The 18,214-nt window shown below is 35.9% G+C and carries 16 protein-coding genes, 1 pseudogene and 1 other annotated feature; of the genes and pseudogenes, 11 read left to right on the plus strand and 6 right to left on the minus strand.

All coding sequences use genetic code 11. The annotated features are described in order from the left end of the window. Positions 1–65 precede the first annotated feature (65 nt). From A2J09_RS02835 to A2J09_RS02875, 9 genes are all read left to right on the plus strand, one after another. The gene (locus A2J09_RS02835; RefSeq protein WP_036161096.1) at positions 66–1,493 is read left to right on the plus strand and encodes an amino acid permease; all 1,428 of its coding nucleotides are present in this window, start codon (positions 66–68) and stop codon (positions 1,491–1,493) included. A gap of 239 nt (positions 1,494–1,732) precedes the next feature. Continuing rightward, positions 1,733–2,506: a DUF817 domain-containing protein gene (locus A2J09_RS02840; RefSeq protein ID WP_012293547.1), complete on the plus strand. Its 774-nt coding sequence runs from the start codon at positions 1,733–1,735 to the stop codon at positions 2,504–2,506. Positions 2,507–2,636: 130 nt separating this feature from the next. After that, entirely contained in the window at positions 2,637–3,224 is a 588-nt protein-coding gene (locus A2J09_RS02845) for a pyridoxamine 5'-phosphate oxidase family protein (protein ID WP_012293548.1), read from the plus strand. A 197-nt stretch (positions 3,225–3,421) separates the two neighbouring features. Beyond that, positions 3,422–4,144 carry a VanR-ABDEGLN family response regulator transcription factor gene (gene vanR, locus A2J09_RS02850; RefSeq protein WP_012293549.1) on the plus strand — a complete coding sequence of 241 codons (723 nt, stop codon included), beginning with the start codon at positions 3,422–3,424 and terminating at the stop codon, positions 4,142–4,144. Between the two features lie 22 nt (positions 4,145–4,166). After that, positions 4,167–5,261 carry a sensor histidine kinase gene (locus A2J09_RS02855; protein ID WP_012293550.1) on the plus strand — a complete coding sequence of 365 codons (1,095 nt, stop codon included), beginning with the start codon at positions 4,167–4,169 and terminating at the stop codon, positions 5,259–5,261. A gap of 90 nt (positions 5,262–5,351) precedes the next feature. Next, positions 5,352–6,266, plus strand: a complete 915-nt coding sequence (locus A2J09_RS02860) for a D-alanyl-D-alanine carboxypeptidase family protein (protein ID WP_031417922.1) — start codon at positions 5,352–5,354, stop codon at positions 6,264–6,266. A 148-nt stretch (positions 6,267–6,414) separates the two neighbouring features. Then, positions 6,415–6,810 (plus strand): VOC family protein, encoded by a 396-nt coding sequence (locus tag A2J09_RS02865; RefSeq protein WP_036161101.1) that lies wholly within the window; start codon positions 6,415–6,417, stop codon positions 6,808–6,810. 281 nt (positions 6,811–7,091) lie between these two features. Then, the gene (locus A2J09_RS02870) at positions 7,092–8,222 is read left to right on the plus strand and encodes a CamS family sex pheromone protein (protein ID WP_036161104.1); all 1,131 of its coding nucleotides are present in this window, start codon (positions 7,092–7,094) and stop codon (positions 8,220–8,222) included. Positions 8,223–8,448: 226 nt separating this feature from the next. Further along, positions 8,449–9,732 carry an NtaA/DmoA family FMN-dependent monooxygenase gene (locus tag A2J09_RS02875; RefSeq protein WP_012293555.1) on the plus strand — a complete coding sequence of 428 codons (1,284 nt, stop codon included), beginning with the start codon at positions 8,449–8,451 and terminating at the stop codon, positions 9,730–9,732. Between the two features lie 38 nt (positions 9,733–9,770). On the opposite strand, the gene A2J09_RS24500 is transcribed toward A2J09_RS02875, so the two are convergent. Together A2J09_RS24500 and A2J09_RS02880 are read right to left on the minus strand one after the other, a co-directional pair. Further along, on the minus strand, positions 9,771–10,046 hold the full coding sequence (locus tag A2J09_RS24500) for a TIGR03943 family putative permease subunit (RefSeq protein WP_324611333.1): 276 nt from the start codon (positions 10,044–10,046) through the stop codon (positions 9,771–9,773). Further along, on the minus strand, positions 9,937–11,127 hold the full coding sequence (locus A2J09_RS02880) for an AraC family transcriptional regulator (protein WP_036161107.1): 1,191 nt from the start codon (positions 11,125–11,127) through the stop codon (positions 9,937–9,939). The genes A2J09_RS24500 and A2J09_RS02880 overlap by 110 nt, the downstream gene beginning before the upstream one ends. Positions 11,128–11,292: 165 nt before the next feature. Here A2J09_RS02880 and A2J09_RS02885 point away from each other — a divergent pair, with 165 nt between their 5' ends. Continuing rightward, the gene (locus A2J09_RS02885; protein ID WP_012293557.1) at positions 11,293–12,051 is read left to right on the plus strand and encodes an SDR family NAD(P)-dependent oxidoreductase; all 759 of its coding nucleotides are present in this window, start codon (positions 11,293–11,295) and stop codon (positions 12,049–12,051) included. A gap of 55 nt (positions 12,052–12,106) precedes the next feature. Here the strand turns inward: A2J09_RS02885 and A2J09_RS02890 are convergent, their stop codons facing one another. Together A2J09_RS02890 and A2J09_RS02895 are read right to left on the minus strand one after the other, a co-directional pair. Further along, complete coding sequence (locus A2J09_RS02890) at positions 12,107–13,768, minus strand: methyl-accepting chemotaxis protein (RefSeq protein WP_036161109.1); 1,662 nt, start codon at positions 13,766–13,768, stop codon at positions 12,107–12,109. Next, complete coding sequence (locus A2J09_RS02895) at positions 13,765–14,751, minus strand: BMP family lipoprotein (RefSeq protein WP_036161113.1); 987 nt, start codon at positions 14,749–14,751, stop codon at positions 13,765–13,767. The genes A2J09_RS02890 and A2J09_RS02895 overlap by 4 nt, the downstream gene beginning before the upstream one ends. A 455-nt stretch (positions 14,752–15,206) precedes the next feature. On the opposite strand from A2J09_RS02895, the pseudogene A2J09_RS02900 reads away from it, so the two are divergent. Further along, a pseudogene (locus A2J09_RS02900) lies at positions 15,207–15,646 on the plus strand (transposase); the annotation flags it as partial. A 33-nt stretch (positions 15,647–15,679) separates the two neighbouring features. Here A2J09_RS02900 and A2J09_RS02905 read toward each other — a convergent pair. After that, positions 15,680–16,504, minus strand: coding sequence for an ATP-grasp domain-containing protein (locus A2J09_RS02905; protein ID WP_012293561.1), 825 nt, complete (start codon positions 16,502–16,504; stop codon positions 15,680–15,682). Between the two features lie 67 nt (positions 16,505–16,571). Continuing rightward, positions 16,572–16,824 (minus strand) — a binding site (T-box leader). Positions 16,825–16,931: 107 nt separating this feature from the next. Further along, a complete protein-coding gene (locus A2J09_RS02910) occupies positions 16,932–18,200 on the minus strand; it encodes a PTS ascorbate transporter subunit IIC (protein ID WP_012293562.1) in 1,269 nt (422 codons plus the stop codon). Positions 18,201–18,214 lie beyond the last annotated feature (14 nt).

Raw genomic sequence — 18,214 nt, forward strand, 5'->3', positions numbered from 1 at the left:
AATAGTTATCTTTTTGCACCTACAAAAGTAAGTGCTTACAAGATAGTAGCATAAGGGGTTTTTTTATGGCATCAGAACAATATGAATTAAAAAGAAGTATGAAAGCTAGACACTTGTTTATGATCTCACTTGGAGGCTGTATAGGAACAGGGTTTTTCCTTGGATCAGGCTTTACCATTAATCAAGCCGGCCCAACAGGTGCTATTCTTTCGTATTTAGTAGGCGGGTTAGTGATGTATCTAACGATGCTTTGTTTAGGTGAATTATCAGTAGCTATGCCAGTATCTGGTTCATTTCAAACATACACGACGAAATTTATTGGTCCTGCTACAGGCTTTGCTGTTGGCTGGCTTTATTGGCTGGGGTGGGCGGTAACGGTTGCCCTTGAATTTTTAGGGGCTGGACAACTTATGCAAAGATGGTTTCCTGAATCACCCGTATGGATGTGGTGTTTAATTTTCGGGGCCTTGCTCTTTTTATTAAATGGTTTATCAGCAAAGGCATTTGGTGAAGCAGAGTTTGTTTTTTCTAGCATTAAAATTTTAGCTATCATTATGTTCCTAGGAGTTGGGGGAGCAGCGATGTTTGGCTTGATCGATATGAAGGATGGAACGAATGCCCCATTCCTTACTCATTTTTATGAGGGTGGACTATTTCCAAATGGTGTAACAGCATTGCTTATAACGATGATCACTGTGAATTTTTCATTCCAAGGGACAGAGTTAATTGGTATTGCTGCAGGTGAAAGTGAAAATCCAGAAAAAACGATTCCTAAATCTATTAAACAAACCGTATGGCGTACGCTTTTCTTCTTTGTTCTATCCGTTGTTGTGCTTGCAGGTATGATTCCTATGGATAAAGCTGGAGTTGTTGAAAGCCCATTTGTAGTTGTATTGGATAGTATAGGTATACCTTATGCGGCTGACATCATGAACTTCGTTATTTTAACAGCGTTATTATCGGTTGCTAACTCGGGTCTATATGCAGCAACGCGTATGTTATTCTCTCTTTCCGTTGAAAAAATGGCTAGCCCAGCTTTAGGGAAGGTGAATAAGAGAGGGATTCCTATGAACGCATTATTAATAACACTTGCTGTAGCTGGATTATCACTTCTGTCTAGTGTTTTCGCTGCAAAAACTGTTTTTGTTTGGCTTTTATCGCTTGCAGGTTTAGGCGCTCAAATAGGCTGGATTGCCATTACAGCATCACAAATCGCTTTTAGACGTTCCTATGTACGACAAGGTGGAAAAGTGGAGGATTTAAAATTCAAAGCTCCACTTTATCCCATTATTCCAATTATCGGTTTAGTCGCAAACTGTATTGTTATGGCAAGCTTGGCATTTGATCCATCGCAACGATTAGCACTTTATTGTGGTGGAGCATTCTTTATCGGCTGTTATGTCGTTTATTACGTAAAAGTGAAGAAGACTAAGGTGATGAAAATAAGCCAACAAGAAGTACAGTTAAAATTAGAGCAAAAAATGTATCTTTAACTATGGGAGTAGCTGCTAAGACGGCTACTCTTTTCTATTTTCCCTTCTAAATTCCACAAATTTAGAAAATGAAGGACGTATTTCATAAAAAATTGTTCCTATAAAAAGCGGGGAAAATTTATTGATTATCGATAAAAAAATATTGAAATAAGATAATTAATCGTATATTCTTCATACAAGAAGAATTTAGTTTTGCAAGCTAAGTTCCTCAAACTTTGTATCATTACTGAGGTGGATGAATGATGAAGAATTTTTTGAAAGACTTAGGGTACTTTACGTACCATCAATCATTATCTTGTATTTTTCCTGTAGTTATATTTATGACTCTCGCGCTCTCAAAAGTAATTCATATACCAGGCGTTGCAAGATACGATTTCATTTTAATAATCTGTCTAGTGACACAATACTTGATGTATAAATTTGGTCTAGAATCGAAAGATGAAATAAAAGTAATCTGTCTGTTTCATATTATTGGGCTTGTTCTTGAACTTTATAAAGTGAATGTTAATTCTTGGTCTTATCCAGAAGAGGCTTGGTCAAAAATTGGAGGTGTGCCATTATATAGTGGCTTTATGTATGCGAGTGTAGCCAGTTATATTTGCCAAGCGTGGCGCAGGTTTGATTTAAAGATTGTCAATTGGCCAAAAAGTTATATAGCTATTCCACTGGGGGCCATGATTTACTTGAATTTTTTCACACATCATTTTATGTATGATTTGAGATGGCTGTTAATGGCTTTACTGTTCATTGTGTTTTACCGTACTGTTGTCAAATTTACTGTACGGGATAACATCTATCAAATGCCAATTGTCGTGTCATTCTTTTTAATTGGATTTTTCATTTGGATTGCGGAAAATATTGCTACATTTTTTGGTGCATGGTCATACCCCAATCAAGAGGTAGCTTGGACGATCGTTCATTTTGGGAAGATTAGTTCTTGGTTTTTACTTGTCGTTATTAGCATTATGATAGTGGCACAGCTCAAATTATTTTATCGAGACTCGGAAGAGTAAAAGAGAAAAATAAAATCTTCCCTAATTCGATAGTTTGAAGTTGTACCCACCGGTTTTCATCAAACTGTGCCTTTTTTACGTGTCCTTCCTGCTGTAGACTCCTCTGTAGAAGAGAATTGGGGGTTGAAAAATGGAAACGGACATTCGAATGCATCTAAAAGTATGTACAGATGACAGCCATATCAAGCAATTTTTAGAAGACGGACAAACTGCTTTTCTTGGATTAGTGGATGAACATATGCCTTATGTTATTCCATTAAATTATGTCTTTAAAGATGGATATTTTTATTTTCATGGAGCGAATGAGGGGAGAAAAATAAATATTATCGAGAACAATCCAAATGCATGCATTACTGTATGCGAATCATTTGGAACAATGGTAGATCCCATTCCTGCTGAAACGGATACGGCATATATGAGTGTTGTGGCGAATGGTCAAATAGAAATAGTAACAGATTTGAATGAATCAACGGCTGCCATGCAGGCAATGCTTGATAAATATGTACCGAGCTATTACCTTACTCATTTATCGAAAACACATATCGAAAAGTATCAGTCTTCTTTAGGGAGTAAAACATTGGTACTGAAGGTGAAACCTATTACTATAACAGCCAAAGAAAATAAATTAAATGAACAAATGAAATTTTATCCAGGGAGAATAGTAACGCAAGATATGTCTCGAAAAACTTCTTCTACTGCCATTGATTCATCCAATTAATACACTTAAAAGATGAAATTGAAGCGAAGCGAGGGGAGCCGCTCCTTCCCGTGGAAATGAACGACTTTACTTATTTCGATATACAAAAAGATTTGGAAATATGTTATTTCCGAATCTTTTTTATTTGGTTTCCAAAATAAACTATTCTTATTTATAGATATAGCTATAAGTAAATGCTATAATGCCTGTGAAAAATCATGGGAAATAAGAGGATAGAAAGAGGGGCTGTTCGTTTGAACATTTTAGTAGTCGACGATGAAAAAGAAATTGCAGATTTAATTGAGCTTTATTTAAAAAATGAAAATTATAATGTATTTAAATATTATTCAGCTCAGGAGGCATTAGCTTGTATTGAGCGTGAAGGTTTAGATTTAGCTATTTTAGATATTATGATGCCAGAGATTGATGGCTTTACCATTTTGCAAAAAATACGTGAAACCTATAATTTCCCTGTGATTATGCTAACGGCGAAGGAAGAAGAAATTGATAAAATAAATGGATTTTCTTTAGGAGCAGATGATTATATTACGAAGCCTTTTCGACCATTAGAGCTGGTCGCTCGCGTTAAAGCACAGTTGCGAAGATTTACGTTATACAATCAAAGTTCCAAGCCACATGAGGATACGATTGATTTTGCAGGTTTAATGATTAACAAAAATACAAGACAAGTCTTGTTAAATGAAAGACAATTATCCCTTACACCTACAGAGTTTTCTATATTGTGGTATTTAAGCTCGAATAGAGGGAAGGTTATTAGCTCAGAAGAGTTATTTCAGGAAATTTGGGGAGAGAAGTATTTCAATAGTAATAATACGGTTATGGTTCATATACGGCATTTGCGCGAGAAAATGAGAGATTCTGTAGAGAACCCAAAATTTATTAAAACGGTTTGGGGAGTGGGGTATACCATTGAAAAATGAGTTTGGAAGACTGAAGAGGAAAATGATTTTACAAATTATCTTTATTCTTGTCGTGGCCATTTTATTTGGTCTTATTATCAACTTCGCCCTCATCGATGGTGTTTTGCAAGCGCCTTTTGCTAATGCTTTTATGTCCTTCTGTGAAAATGTTTTACAATTAGATTATTATGCAGCCCGACAAGCTTATTTTGTATTATTCCAACAAAATAAACCCCTTTGGCTAACGATTGGATTCATTTTATTACTTCTAGTTATTTTTTATATGGCCCTATCTCGTTTTACTCGCTATTTTCATCAAATTAGTTCTAGTATTTCCATGCTTTCTGACGAGTCAGAACAGGAGATCCGTCTTCCCGCAGAGCTAGATTTTTTAGAGAAAAAATTAAATGATGTAAAAAATAAATTAGAAAAACGAGCGAGGGATGCGCAAGAGGCGGAGCAACGGAAGAATGACCTCGTTGTTTATTTAGCACACGATATTAAAACTCCTTTGACTTCGATGATTGGCTACTTAAGCCTTTTAGACGAGGCTAAGGACATGCCTATAGAGCAAAAAGAAAAATATGTAACGATTACGCTCGAAAAATCTTATCGGCTTGAGCATTTAATTAACGAGTTTTTTGAAATCACTCGATTTAATTTACAATCCATTATTTTAGAGAAAGAATCAATACCTTTAAACTATATGTTGATGCAAGTCGCCGATGAATTTTATCCATTGTTAGCACCTAGAGGTCAAAAGGCAATCGTCCATATAGATGGAGAGATTACGATATATGCAGATGGAAATAAATTAGCAAGAGTATTTAATAATATTTTAAAAAATGCAATGGCCTATAGTGATCCAAACAGTACAATTGAAATTAGTGCTAAAAATGAAAATAATGAGACATTTATTTCGTTTTCAAATACAGGGAAGACTATCCCTTCTGAAAAACTAAAGATGATATTTGAAAAGTTTTATCGTTTAGACAATGCGAGATCCACACAAACTGGTGGTGCGGGACTAGGATTAGCTATTTCAAATGAAATTGTACAAGCCCATGGAGGAACCATTACAGCTACTTCAAGTAACGAAAAAACTATATTTACTGTCATGCTTCCGAGTAATTCTTAAGAAACCTTAAGAATTCACTAATAGTTAATTAAAATAAAGCTCCTCTTTTTATGTTTGAATAAAGACATAATGAGAAGGAGTTGTTTTTATATGTTCAAGAGAAAAGGAATTTTTACTATACTATTCATGTTCGTCATGCTGTTTGTTTATTTTATATGGGCCAAAGAAACGCCTGTAAGCTTACAAGTTAACACGCAGTCGTTCGACACGCCAACAAAGAGCGGCGATATGATGAATGTTAATTTATATAGCTCAAATGCTATTTTAGTGAATTTGGATGACAATAAAGTTTTGATAGATAAAAATAGCGAGGAAGTTATTTACCCTGCGTCATTAACAAAAATGATGACGGTTTTAGTTGCTATCGAGCAGATTCCTAATTTACAGGAAGAAATTGTTTTAGGGAACAATATATTTAATAATTTATACGAAGCGAATGCATCACTTGCTGGTTTTCTCCCAAATGAAAAGCTAACGCTAGAGGATTTATTATATGGTTCTATGCTGCCATCAGGGGCAGAGGCTTCCATCGGTTTAGCTGAATATATTGCTGGTTCGGAAAGAAAATTTGTAAATCTAATGAATGAAAAGGCCCAACAGTTAGGCATGAAAAATACTCATTTTATGAATACTACTGGATTGCATCATTCAGATCATTATACGACTGTTAAAGATATGTCTTTACTGTTGCAATATGCATTAACAAATGATGAGTTTCGTCAAGTTTATACAGCCGAAAGATATTCTATCAAACCTACAAATCGTCATCCTGAGGGGATAACTTTTACAAATAAAATGTTTCAAAATATGACAACAAGAGCATTACCAGGCGGAGAAATTTTAGGTGGAAAAACAGGTTATACTGACGACGCGGGTTTATGCTTAGCAAGTTTAGCTACAATAAATGGACAAGAATACATCCTAGTAACAGTGGGAGCGGAAGGAAATTCCCGAACAGAACAATATAATATAACAGATGCATTTTCCGTGTATAGTCAATTATAAATTAGTGTAGAAGATTAACCTTTAGAGAATCGTCATAAATCAACCAATGCTGAATTAATAGAAAATTACTAATTGTTTTATTTTTCATCCTTCAAAAAATGCTTTATAGTAAATGTATTCAAACATGTTTGCTACTAAGGAGGATACAATGGGGAGATTAGTGCATTTTGAAATTCATGTAAGTGACATGGAGAGAGCAAAGAATTTCTATGGGAACGTTTTTGGTTGGTCATTTCAAGATTGGAGTGACTACGCAGGGATGCCCTATTTTGGGGCAGTAACAGGTGGTGAGGATGAGCATGGCATTGATGGCGCTTTAATGCAACGTCAAGGTCCTCCTCCGGAGCCAAACCAAGCTATGAATGGATTCGCCTGTACGATGGGTGTAGAAAGTTATGATGTAACAGAAGCAAGTATTCTTGAAAATGGTGGTCAAGTAGCCATGCCCAAGTATGCATTACCCGGTATGGCATGGCAGGGATACTATATGGATACGGAAGGGAATGTATTTGGTATTCATCAGCCAGATAAAAATGCAAAATAAGCAAACTGATGTAGCATTTGCCTAGTAAGTAGGGAAAAGTGCTTGAAGGGGTCATAAAAACTCAGAGCAAACCGACTTCATCAAAACTAACCCCCTATGCAAACAACTAGTAAGACTTATGTTCTTTTACGGACATAGGTCTTTTTTTAATTGGTGGTAACGCATCGTCAGAAGGGATGAAAGTGGTTAAATTTTCAAATTGATAATGTTTTATTTTGGTAAATTTGGTATCTTTAATAAAGGAGTTTGAATTGCTACATAGTGATCAAGGAGTAAATGGAATGAAAAGAAGAAAACGAATGTTATTATCAGTGGCATCCCTCTTGTTATTAAGTTCTTGTAATAGTGAGATGGAGGAGGTCACGAAGGATGAGAAAAAGTATATATCGTCTATTCAAAAAAAGGAAACGTATGAAATTCAACAACCTGCTAAATTTAATATTGCTAGAGGCTCCATTATTAAGAATATGAATAATGCATTAAATATGAATGAAATAGAAAGAGGTTTAATGGAATTATCAGTCAATCATTTTTCCACAGAGAAGTTCTATATGCAGGAAGGTCAATATTTAAGTGGTAAAACAATTAGCCAATGGCTAAGTAGAAAAACCAATGAAGATGTGGGTTTAAACCCCGCTATTGAACATCAAACCGATAATGTATTAGAGGATGAAAAGAGGTATCCCTTAATCCTTTCTCATGTATTGGAACAAGATTTTATTAATAAAGAAACTAATAAAATAGAGGGAATGTCAATCGCCATATCGTTAAATGAATATTATGATATACGAGTAACTGATGATGAAGGTTTAATTTACACTGGGCAAGTGAAGGTAGACCAAAATAATGATGAAATTGATGATGTCAAAATCTTTGGTAAAAAAGTAGCTGAAAAGATAGTTAAAGATATTAGGGGAAATGTAAAAATACCGAATGTTCCTATTTACCTTACGTTATTTCAGGAATCGAATATAAATGATATTATTCCAGGGGTATTTTTAGCAGAAACGTTTATTCCTCATGGGGAAGCTACCATTACAAAATGGGCTGAAATAGATAAGAAATTTTATATATTCCCTTCGGAAGCGTTATATACTTTAGACCAGAATATGTATACAAAACTATTGCTTTTCAAAGAGGATATTCAGAAAGGATTTAAACATTTAAACCTAAAAATATTTGGCAAGCTACAATATGAAAAAGGCAAATTAACAGATATTCAAATAGAGGTGAACGCTCCACTTATAAATGAACCAGAGCTGATTGGTCTATTACAGCTCATAAGTACCAATTTAAATAGCATATTAATTGATTATACTCCCATTACAGTTCGGATCATTGATCAGCAACAAGATGTAGGAATTGTCCTTTGGGACCCTCTTGAAAAACAAATTTTTGCAACGCCTATTTAACTTCTCGACATCGTAAATGTTTATTTTAGGCTAGCTGTTAATAAAGAGGTCAAACTTTTCATGGATGATAATACCTATATTATCCTTTATAGTAAGTGTTTAAAAAGTACAGGTGCCCATATAACTGAGGCACCTCTTTTTTTATGGCAAATGGCATTGCAATCTTTAAAATGAATGGGTATGATGAAAATGATAATCATTTTCATTTAAAAGGAGTGAAGTATCCATGAAAAGACATCTCATTATTGGTATGCATCTAGCTGTGCATGACAAGGATGGTGAGAAAGGTGCATTGATTGATGAACATATTGCATTCGCAAAGCGTGCGGAGGCGGCTAAATTAGATTTTCTATTTAAGGCAGATTATTTAATGGCTCATCCAGAATTAATGGCTAAAACAAAAGGTACAGTTGGGTTAGACCCTAGCTTTTTATTGGCAACAGTGGCCAGAGAAACGAAGCAAATAGGATTAGTAACGACCATTTCTACATCCTTTACACCACCCTATTTGATTGCCCGTCAATTACAATCCTTGAATTGGATTAGTGGTGGGCGTGTAGGGTGGAATATTGTGACTTCCATTGATGGTGCTTATAATTTTAGTAACGAGCCTATGCCTTCCTCAGAGGAGCGGTATGCTAAAGCGGCTGAATGTACTAAGATTGTGAAGCAGCTATGGCATAGTCATCCATATGAAATGTTAGAAACAGATGGTGATATAGAGAAAATAAAAGAACTTATGAAGCCTATCAATCATGAGGGAGAGTTTTTCCATATAAAGGGGCCGTTAAATATACCGATGCATCCGGCAGGAGAAATGCCATTATTTCAAGCAGGAGCATCGGACGTAGGGCGACAATTTGCAGCAGCCGTATCGAATGCCATTTTTGCGGCGACACCAGCTATGGAGGTTGGTATTGAAATGCGTAATGATTTACGGAAACGTGCTGTTAACGTGGGACGTACAGCAGATGATATACGGTTATTACCAGGACTCTATTTCTTTATTGGAGATACATATGAAGAAGCATTAGACATGTACCATCATGCACACGCACATTTAACCCTGGAGCGTCGTTACGATGCTTTAGAATCAGTTATAGGTTTGAATGTTCGGCATATGGCACTTCATGATCCTGTAACAGTGGATATGTTACCACCTGAGAATCAGAAAGTACGCAGTCGAACACATGCTAAACTTGTTCGTCGTTACATCATGGAAAATGAACCATCTGTTGAGGGATTGCTTGCTCGTCCAGAAGTAATTGGATCTGCACATCTTGTAGCAATCGGCACATCACATGATATTGTCGATCAAATCGTTACTTTTTATGAGAAGGGGGCATTGGATGGCTTTATTGCTGTTCCAGGTGGTCCTGCGAAATCTTTGGATTTATTCTTTAGCGATGTTATCCCTATGTTAGTAGAGCGTGGGTTATTCCGGGCTGAATATGAAGGTAGCACATTACGGTCCCATTTAGGCTTAAACATGCAATTATCTAATAAATAAACGTAAAAGGGCAAACAAATCGTTTTGCCCTTTTATTGCTAGAAGCTCATCCGAATATTAATAGGATAAAGATAGGGTGATTCGGGTTGTTCAATTGCTACCCAATTATCAATATGGATGACAGGTAAGCTTGCCCCCTCATAAGTTGTTTGACCAATTGTGCCGACTACTTCGAGCCATGTATCTTCTGTGAGCGTAGGTGCCTCAGAGAATTCTGTTAGAAAGCCTACGATATTGCTTAGGGGTGATACCCGTAAATTTCTTAAAAACTTTAATAAAATAGCTTTGGTCTGTGAAATTAAGTAAAGAGCCAATATCTAAAATTGGATAGTTTGTAAATGTTAAAAGCTTTTTCGCCTCATCGATTCTTTGTTGCTGAATATATTCAGTAAAGGAAATCCCAACTTCTTTTTTAAATAAAGAAGAAAGATAATTAGGGCTTAAATGGCAAATAGCTGAAAGTTGATCGAGAGTTATATCCCCATATAATTGATTTTCAATAAAATGGACACAAGTAGTAATGGGTGCTGAAAATTTCCTTGTACTAGCTTGTGCCACTCGGCTAGTATAGTCGTAAATAGCTTCCTCCATTAACGAAAGAATGTCGATTAAATTATTTTGATCCTCTAGTTTTTGAATATAAAAATCACTTAATGTAAAGGCTGTTTCTTCGTTTAACCCACCTTCAATCGCTGCACGACAAATTAGGGCAATCCCAGTAATCATCAAATATTGTACACTTTTTAAATTATTGCGTTTTGAAAGTACTCCTAGTTCCGCTTGTTCAACAATGGAATAATTCAAGACTTCTGTTAATTTCTCCATACGCCCATTTTTCACATTGTCTAACAATATTTTTTCGTAGTAAAGATTTGTATGAACGATATCATTTCTTCTGGCATACGAAAGCTCAAGCGCTGTATGTCCCTCATGACGAATGAGGGGCTTTAGCTCTTGATTATAATGAATAACCGCTGTTTTATTTAATTTTCGCTGATAGATGGAATAATAAACAAATAAACTAATAGCTAAGTATTCCTGATAATGAAGAGTAGGAATAGGCTCATGCTCATAATCAGTGATTTCCTCCATTTGTGGTGAAAGAGAGGGTCCGACAATTAAGGCTCCCAAATATTGTTCGTTTATCGTGAGGTTGATAAAGAAAAAATTAACATTAGCGATCGTGAAAAAAATCGGGTAGTCGGTTGAAGACGTATGGTAAGGATATGTTTTCAATTGTTCCTTTATAGAACAATAGGATGAATGATTGAGACATTCCGCTGATGCATATTCAAAAATTATTTCTCCCGATGCATGAATATAAGAAACAGGAAGATGATGTATTTCATAAATTAATTGACTTATGTATTGAAGGTCGATAGTGGATATTTTCACGTTCTACACACCTCAGTCCTTAATGGTGCTATCAAAATGAAAGCAGTTTCAATTTTTATGAATAGACAATAGGAAAGTACTATTTTGTGTAAAATAATACAATAAAAAAGGGGAAAGTAGCAATAAAATAGACCATGTATTCAACATACTAGGGAGGAATGGAAGATGGAACTTTTAAATAAAATTGCAGTTGTAACAGGTGCAGGGAGCGGTATTGGAAGAGCAAGCAGTTTAAAGCTTGCTAGCAACGGTGCAAAAGTCGTGATTGTTGATTTCAACAAGGAAACGGGAGAAGAGACATTAAACTTGATGAAAGAGCAAGGCGGAGAAGGAATCTTCGTTCAGGCCGATGTTTCGAACAGTGAAGATGTAGAGAAATATGTGAATGCTGCTGTTGAAACATATGGTCGTATTGATGTGTTTTTCAATAATGCAGGCGTGATTCAGAAAATCTCCCCATTAACAGAGATTACTGATCATGAATATGATCGTATTATGGCAATCAACGTAAAAGGTGTTTTTCTTGGCTTAAAACATGTGATTAAAGTTATGGAAGGACAAGGTAGCGGCTCGATTATAAATACGGCTTCAACAGCGGGCGTTCGTAGCGAGCATAGTATGGCCATTTATTCTGCAAGTAAGCATGCGGTTGTAGGTTTAACGAAATCTGCTTCATTAGAATATGTGAAAAAAGGTATTCGTATCAATGCGATTTGTCCTGGCGGAGTAGAAACAGCGTTAACAAACAGTGTCACTGCTATGTTTGAAACAGGTGGCTATATTCCAGAGGAAATTCCAAATATGAGAATGGGACGCTACGCTAAACCAGAAGAGTTAGCAGAAATGGTTGTTTTCCTAGCTTCAGACAAAGCAAGCTATATGACAGGCTCTATCGTAGTGGTTGATGGCGGCTTAACATTGTAAAATGAAGAAATCCAGTGCAAGACTAGCCACTGGATTTTTTCATGTTTGATTGGGGCTATAAAGTGAATTTTTTTAGCTCATTCATTAATGTATCCGTCATTTTTTGAAGATCGACGATTTTTGTATTTATTTTCTGGAAGGATACTAGTTGTTCCTGCGTGGATGCTGAAATTTCCTCTGTACCCGCCGCCGTTTCTTCTGTAATCGCAGAGATATTTTCAATCGTCCCATTCACTTGCTGGCTCATTTCATTTGTTTGCATCATTTCCTTAGTAAGATGCTGTAAATCTTGATGGATATCGGTGATATGATTAGTAATGGCTGCAAATGAATGTTCCGTTTCTAGCATTGATTGTGCTTGCTCATTTGAAAGCTCATGCCCTCTTTCAGCCGTAACTAGAATGTGGTCGATACCATCTTTAATATGAGTCACCATCGAAGAAATTAAATTTGTGGCATTTTCAGTTTCCGAAGAAAGCTTTTTAACCTCATCGGCTACAACGGCAAATCCTTTTCCTGCTTCGCCAGCACGGGCTGCTTCAATAGCCGCATTTAAAGCTAATAAATTTGTTTGACTGGCAATGGTATGAACAGCATTAGCTGCTCCTTCAATTTCCGTTGTAAATTGTGAAAATTGAGTAACTGCATTCTTTATTGCTAGTGAAGCGCCTTGAATATCTTTTGCAATGGTAGATTGTTTTTCCAATGTATACTGCCCATTTTGAACGGCATCCAATGCCTGTTTACCATGTATAGCTGATTGCTCCGTTGTGTGAGCAACGGATTTAAATTGATCCGACATATTATTCATGAGCATCGCGACCGATTGTATATCTTCTGACATCGTGTAACTACCCTTTGCTAATTCGTCAGTAGATACGGCTACTTGATTGCTACCTTCGTTAATATTTTGCATATGGCTTGTTACATCCTGTGTAAATAAACTAACATCCTTGCCTATTTGATCAATGGACAACACAGTGCTTCTTAAATTCGTCATCATTTGTGAAAAACTTTCCGTCAATCGATCAATCTCGTAACGGCTATTTGATTGATAGGAAAGGGTGGAGGTATCTATTGTAAGGTCCCCAGTAGCCGCGCTCTGCGCACATTCTACAATTTGGTTGATAGGTTTGGTAATTCTTTTAGCAGCTACATAGGAATAAATAATCGTTGCTAAGATTAATAGGATACTGCCTATGATAGCTGTTGTAATAATAAAACCAATTTTTTGCTTTGTTACTTGTATCATCTCTTGATACCATTCATTTGTTTCTTTTTTTAACAAATACATATCATTTAAAATGCCTTTAATTCGAAGAGATTGCTTTTTAATTTCTGAACGATTGTCATCTTGGAAACCCGATTTTGTAGCTTTTTCAAGCTCTGCAAATTTATTCGATATTTTATTGATTAATTTTTGATGTTCAGGAATTTTTGTCAGAGATGCTAATGCATCTAAATTGACTTTTGTTTCTTGTAATATAGCAAGCGCTTCGTTTTTATTGGCCTCACTATCTAAATAGGTGTAGTTGTTTAATGATTGGCTAGCAACTACGAAGCTTTGTTCAAGCTCTTTCACTGAGAGTAATAGTGCGGTATCGTCTTGTGCTGTTGTTTGAATGGAAAATGTTTGAACAATAATAAAACCAATCATCCCCATTGCCAGCAAGATGGGGATCAACGTGTTCATAAATAATTTCTTTCGTAGTGTCACTGGCTATCCCTCTTTTCTGCAGAAACTTTTATCGAGCCTGCAACAATCGCTTCACGGGCTTTTTCAATAGCGACTTGTTGCTCAGACTTTAATGTAATCACACGGATATCAGCTAGTCCAACACCTTGCTCGGCTAGCCCTAGAGCCAAGGATTTTTCAGTTAATTTACCTTCGTCCACCAATGTTTTTGCGAGTTGAAAAACGGCATGGTCAACATTCTTTAACATAGAAGTGACGACTGTTTTTTCAGCAATATAAAATTGATCGATATCAACCCCAGCTGCATAAATTCCCATCTCTTCAGCTTTTTTAATCGCCCCAAAGCCTGTAAAACCAGCAGCGTGGTAAATAAAATCAACTTGATGTTGAATATATTTATCAGCGATTGCCGCACCAGCCTGTGTATCATCAAAGGTTCCTGCATAGTCACTCATAATTTCAATATTTGGGTTTACATAGTGAGCTCCTTCTATAAAACCATTTTCAAAGTGATGGATAACAGAAGCATCTGCCCCACCAATAAAGCCGATTTTTCCTGTTTTGCTTGTCATAGCAGCCACCATACCAACTAAGAAGCTTCCTTCCTGCTCCTTAAAGGTAATAGAAATAATGTTGTTCACATCTGACTGTCCATCAATCAATACAAACTGTTGCTCCGGGAATTGCTTCGCAGTCTTTTCTAGTGCCTCTTGTACAGAGAAACCGAGACCAATGATAATATCATATTTTTCTTCTACAAGCTCCTGTAGTTTTTCCTCATAATTTCCATCTGGTGCCTCTTTATAATCAAATAAAATACCAAGCTCATCCCGCGCCTTTTCAAGTCCTTTAAAAGCAGAATCGTTGAATGATTCATCTCCAAGTCCAGCATCCGATAGTAAAACGCCTATCTTATAGTCTTCCTTTGATGTTTCTGTCTGAGCCGATGAACAACCTGCTATTAATAGAGCAATCAAAAGACAAGCCACCATTAATTTCTTCAAAATGTGTACTACCTCCTGTTGTTTCCTAGTTATAAAGTATATATCGGCAAAAATTTAATATTTTTAGTCTGATGTCAGACGACGAATAAAATAAATTTCTGTAGAATCTATAAGAATATATATCCAAATCTATATACATAATAAGTTAATAATCTAAAGCTTGATGACTAATCAAGTAATAAATTTATTAAAGTTTCCCACTTTCCCACGTATGTACAATAACAAAAAAGCCCAACGCAATTTGTTAAATAGACTATACTAATAAGAGGATATTAGATTTGTTAATTAGATGTTGAAAATATCGTAAAGTATGTATTCAATAAATGGAGCGTATGGTTGTTTTTTGTGGAGTGCGCAGCTCACAGCGGGAGGCGTAATGAGGTCTTTGAAGCCCTTATCAGAGTTCAAATGTTACTCTCCTCCAACAAGAAAAAGCAAAACGAGCGGAAAAGACAATTTACCTTACAATTACAGTTATAGCAAATTTCTATGACTACCTTTATCGGAATGAAGAAGTGTAAAATGACATGATGGAAAAGCTGATGAAACAACTGTTTACAGAGAGACACTCACGTTATAAAAGTTTTTTACATCATGTAAATAAGGATTAACCCTCTATCAGAAATATACTTAAATTAAAGGAACCACGAAAAAAAGTAGACACACTCACAAAGGACAAGTGCAGCAAGGATTAGAAGCAACCCCCAATATTCGAAATACATTCTTAATTCAATTGTTATTTAACAAAGGATTGCATATTGGAGAAGCTCTCGCTCTTTTCATGGAGGGTTTCATTTTTGATCATGGCAAGGGACATCGAATTCGTTTAGTGGATCGAAGGGAATTAGAAAATGGTGCAATATTAAAGACTGCTGAACGAGAAATGTATGTTTCGCCTCCATTTTCTAAATAAAATAATTGATTAAGATTAGGCTTGAAGAGCTTTTTGTAATGATTTTTTCATTGCTTCTACAAAGTTCTGACGTGTCTCTTCAGATAATTCTAATAAGGAAAGATAGGGATTTAGATCTTCTAATTCGACTAATAAAAGCTCCCCTTGTTCGCTTCGACAGGCATCAACTCGTTGAATCCCCCAGTCAAGATTATTCCAGTCGATAAAACGTTTAGCAAAAGCTAAATCTTCTTCTGTAGCTACATACTCTTTCAATTCCCATCTTTTATCTTTATCTGGTGCATAAAGGGCGTATTGAAGTTCTTTATCGATAAAATAAAATGAGACTTCATATTCAAAATTGATAAATGGTTGTACTAATGTATTTTTCGATTCTGAATTAACTTTTTCACTCAATTCATCTTTTGTAACAAAATCCATCCCGATAGAATCTGCTCCATCTTTCGGCTTTAAGATATACGTGTCTACATCAGGGAGTTTATTTAAGGAATCAAGAGTATCAATCGTTGGAATAACAGGAAAATGAGCATTTGTTAGTTCTATTAAATATTCTTTTCCGTTTATGTCAGCCTTTCCATTAAACGAATTATATGTGTTTAAATGTCTAGAAACAATTCGGTTACGGAATGCTTCATATTTGTCTTTAAAATTTGCAACTGGACCTGCATTTCGGAAAACAATTAAATCAACATCATTTTCAAATGATTCAATATCTTCAGGATGACAGATGACCAAACTAAAGGTTTCTCTAAGTTTAGAGGTTAGAAATAAATCCTCTTCATAATAGTTTCTTCCTTTTGCTTCATAATATAAATCTGTTACAAATAATAATGTCTTCATTACGCCTTCACCTGCTTTTCTTAAATTTTTATTGTGAAAATATTCTCTAAAAAAAAATCCCGTCTCAGTAAGAGACGAGATTGAAACTCGCGGTACCACTCTTGTTTAATAAAGTGTTTGAATAACACTTTACTACCCTTTACAAACGTACTATCATACGTTGTCCCTTGTAACGGAGGAAACCGATAAAGCCTACTAAACATTCGACTTTACTTCTCAGAGATGATTTTCGGTTATTATCTGAACACTGGTTTTCAGCAAAACACCAGCTCTCTTTGGAACAGAAACAATAACGTACTCTTTCTCTTCATAGAATTTTATATAAAGTAAATTAATTTTTTATGATTATATATTAGACAGAAAATAAAATCAATGGAATTTTAAAATTAGGTCTTGATATATTGTGCGTAGGGCTTTTATCTAAATTTTAAACAGCTCCAAATAATTTTAATAAATTAATAATAATAATGCCGATAACACCAAAGTCTGAATCACCAAATGTTGTGCCTTCGTAGCCGATGTCTCCCATAAAAATCAGAAGTATCGCAGGAATAAAGCTAATCAATAAACCGTTGGCAAAGGCACCTGACATGGCACCAACTCTGCCTCCTGTAGCATTACCAAACACACCTGCTGCAGCGCCAGTGAAGAAGTGGGGAACTAGCCCTGGAACAATCACTTTCAGTCCGATGAAAGGTAGTATAAACATTGAAACAAGTCCAGCTAAAAAACTAAATAAGAAACCGATGATAACAGCATTTGGGGCGAAGGGGAAAATAGTTGGGCAATCGAGTGCAGGCTTTGTATTTGGTACAAGTTTATCAGCAATGCCTTTAAAGGCTGGAATAATTTCAGCAATTAACATCCGTACACCAGCTAAAATGATATAAACACCAGCTGCAAATGTAATCGCTTGCATAATGGCGAAAATAATGAAGTTAGATCCATCAGATAGTTGAGCCTCAATATAGGAAGGCCCTGCGAAAAACGCTACAATGATAAAGAATACACTCATAGTTAAAGAGATGGCGACAGAGGTATCTCGTAAAAAGCCAAGTGACTTAGGTACCTGTATATCCTCTGTTGATTTTGCTTTATTGCCAAAGAGCTTTCCGATTTTAGCTGATACATAGTAACCAACACTACCAAAGTGACCGACAGCAAAATCATCATTGCCTGTTATTTGGCGGACAGTTGGTTGCAAAATAGCAGGGAATACTACCATACAAAGCCCCAGTATAATAGAGCCGACGATGATAAGAGGTGTCCCACTCATTCCACCAACAGATAAAGAAGCAGCGATTAAGCAAGCCATGAATAATGTATGATGCCCAGTTAAAAAGATATATTTTAATGGCGTAAATCGCGCAAGTAATAAGTTGAAAATCATCCCAAATACCATAATGAGTGCAGTTGCTGTTCCGAAATTAGTTTGAGCAGCTGCTACGATAGCTTCGTTGTTAGGAATAACTCCCTGAACTTGAAAAGCATGGTCGAACATTTTACTAAAATGATCTAACGAGCCAATTAAGACTGTTGCTCCTGCCCCAAGAATCACGAAGCCCATAATTGTTTTTAAAGTACCAGAAAGAACAGTGGAGCTTGATTTCTTTTGAATTAATAAACCAACAAATGCGAATAGGCCGACTAATATAGCTGGTGTTCCTAAAATGTCATGCATGATAACATCTAACATACCAACACCTCATC

Source organism: Lysinibacillus sphaericus (genome assembly GCF_001629735.1).
Lineage (GTDB): Bacteria > Bacillota > Bacilli > Bacillales_A > Planococcaceae > Lysinibacillus > Lysinibacillus pinottii.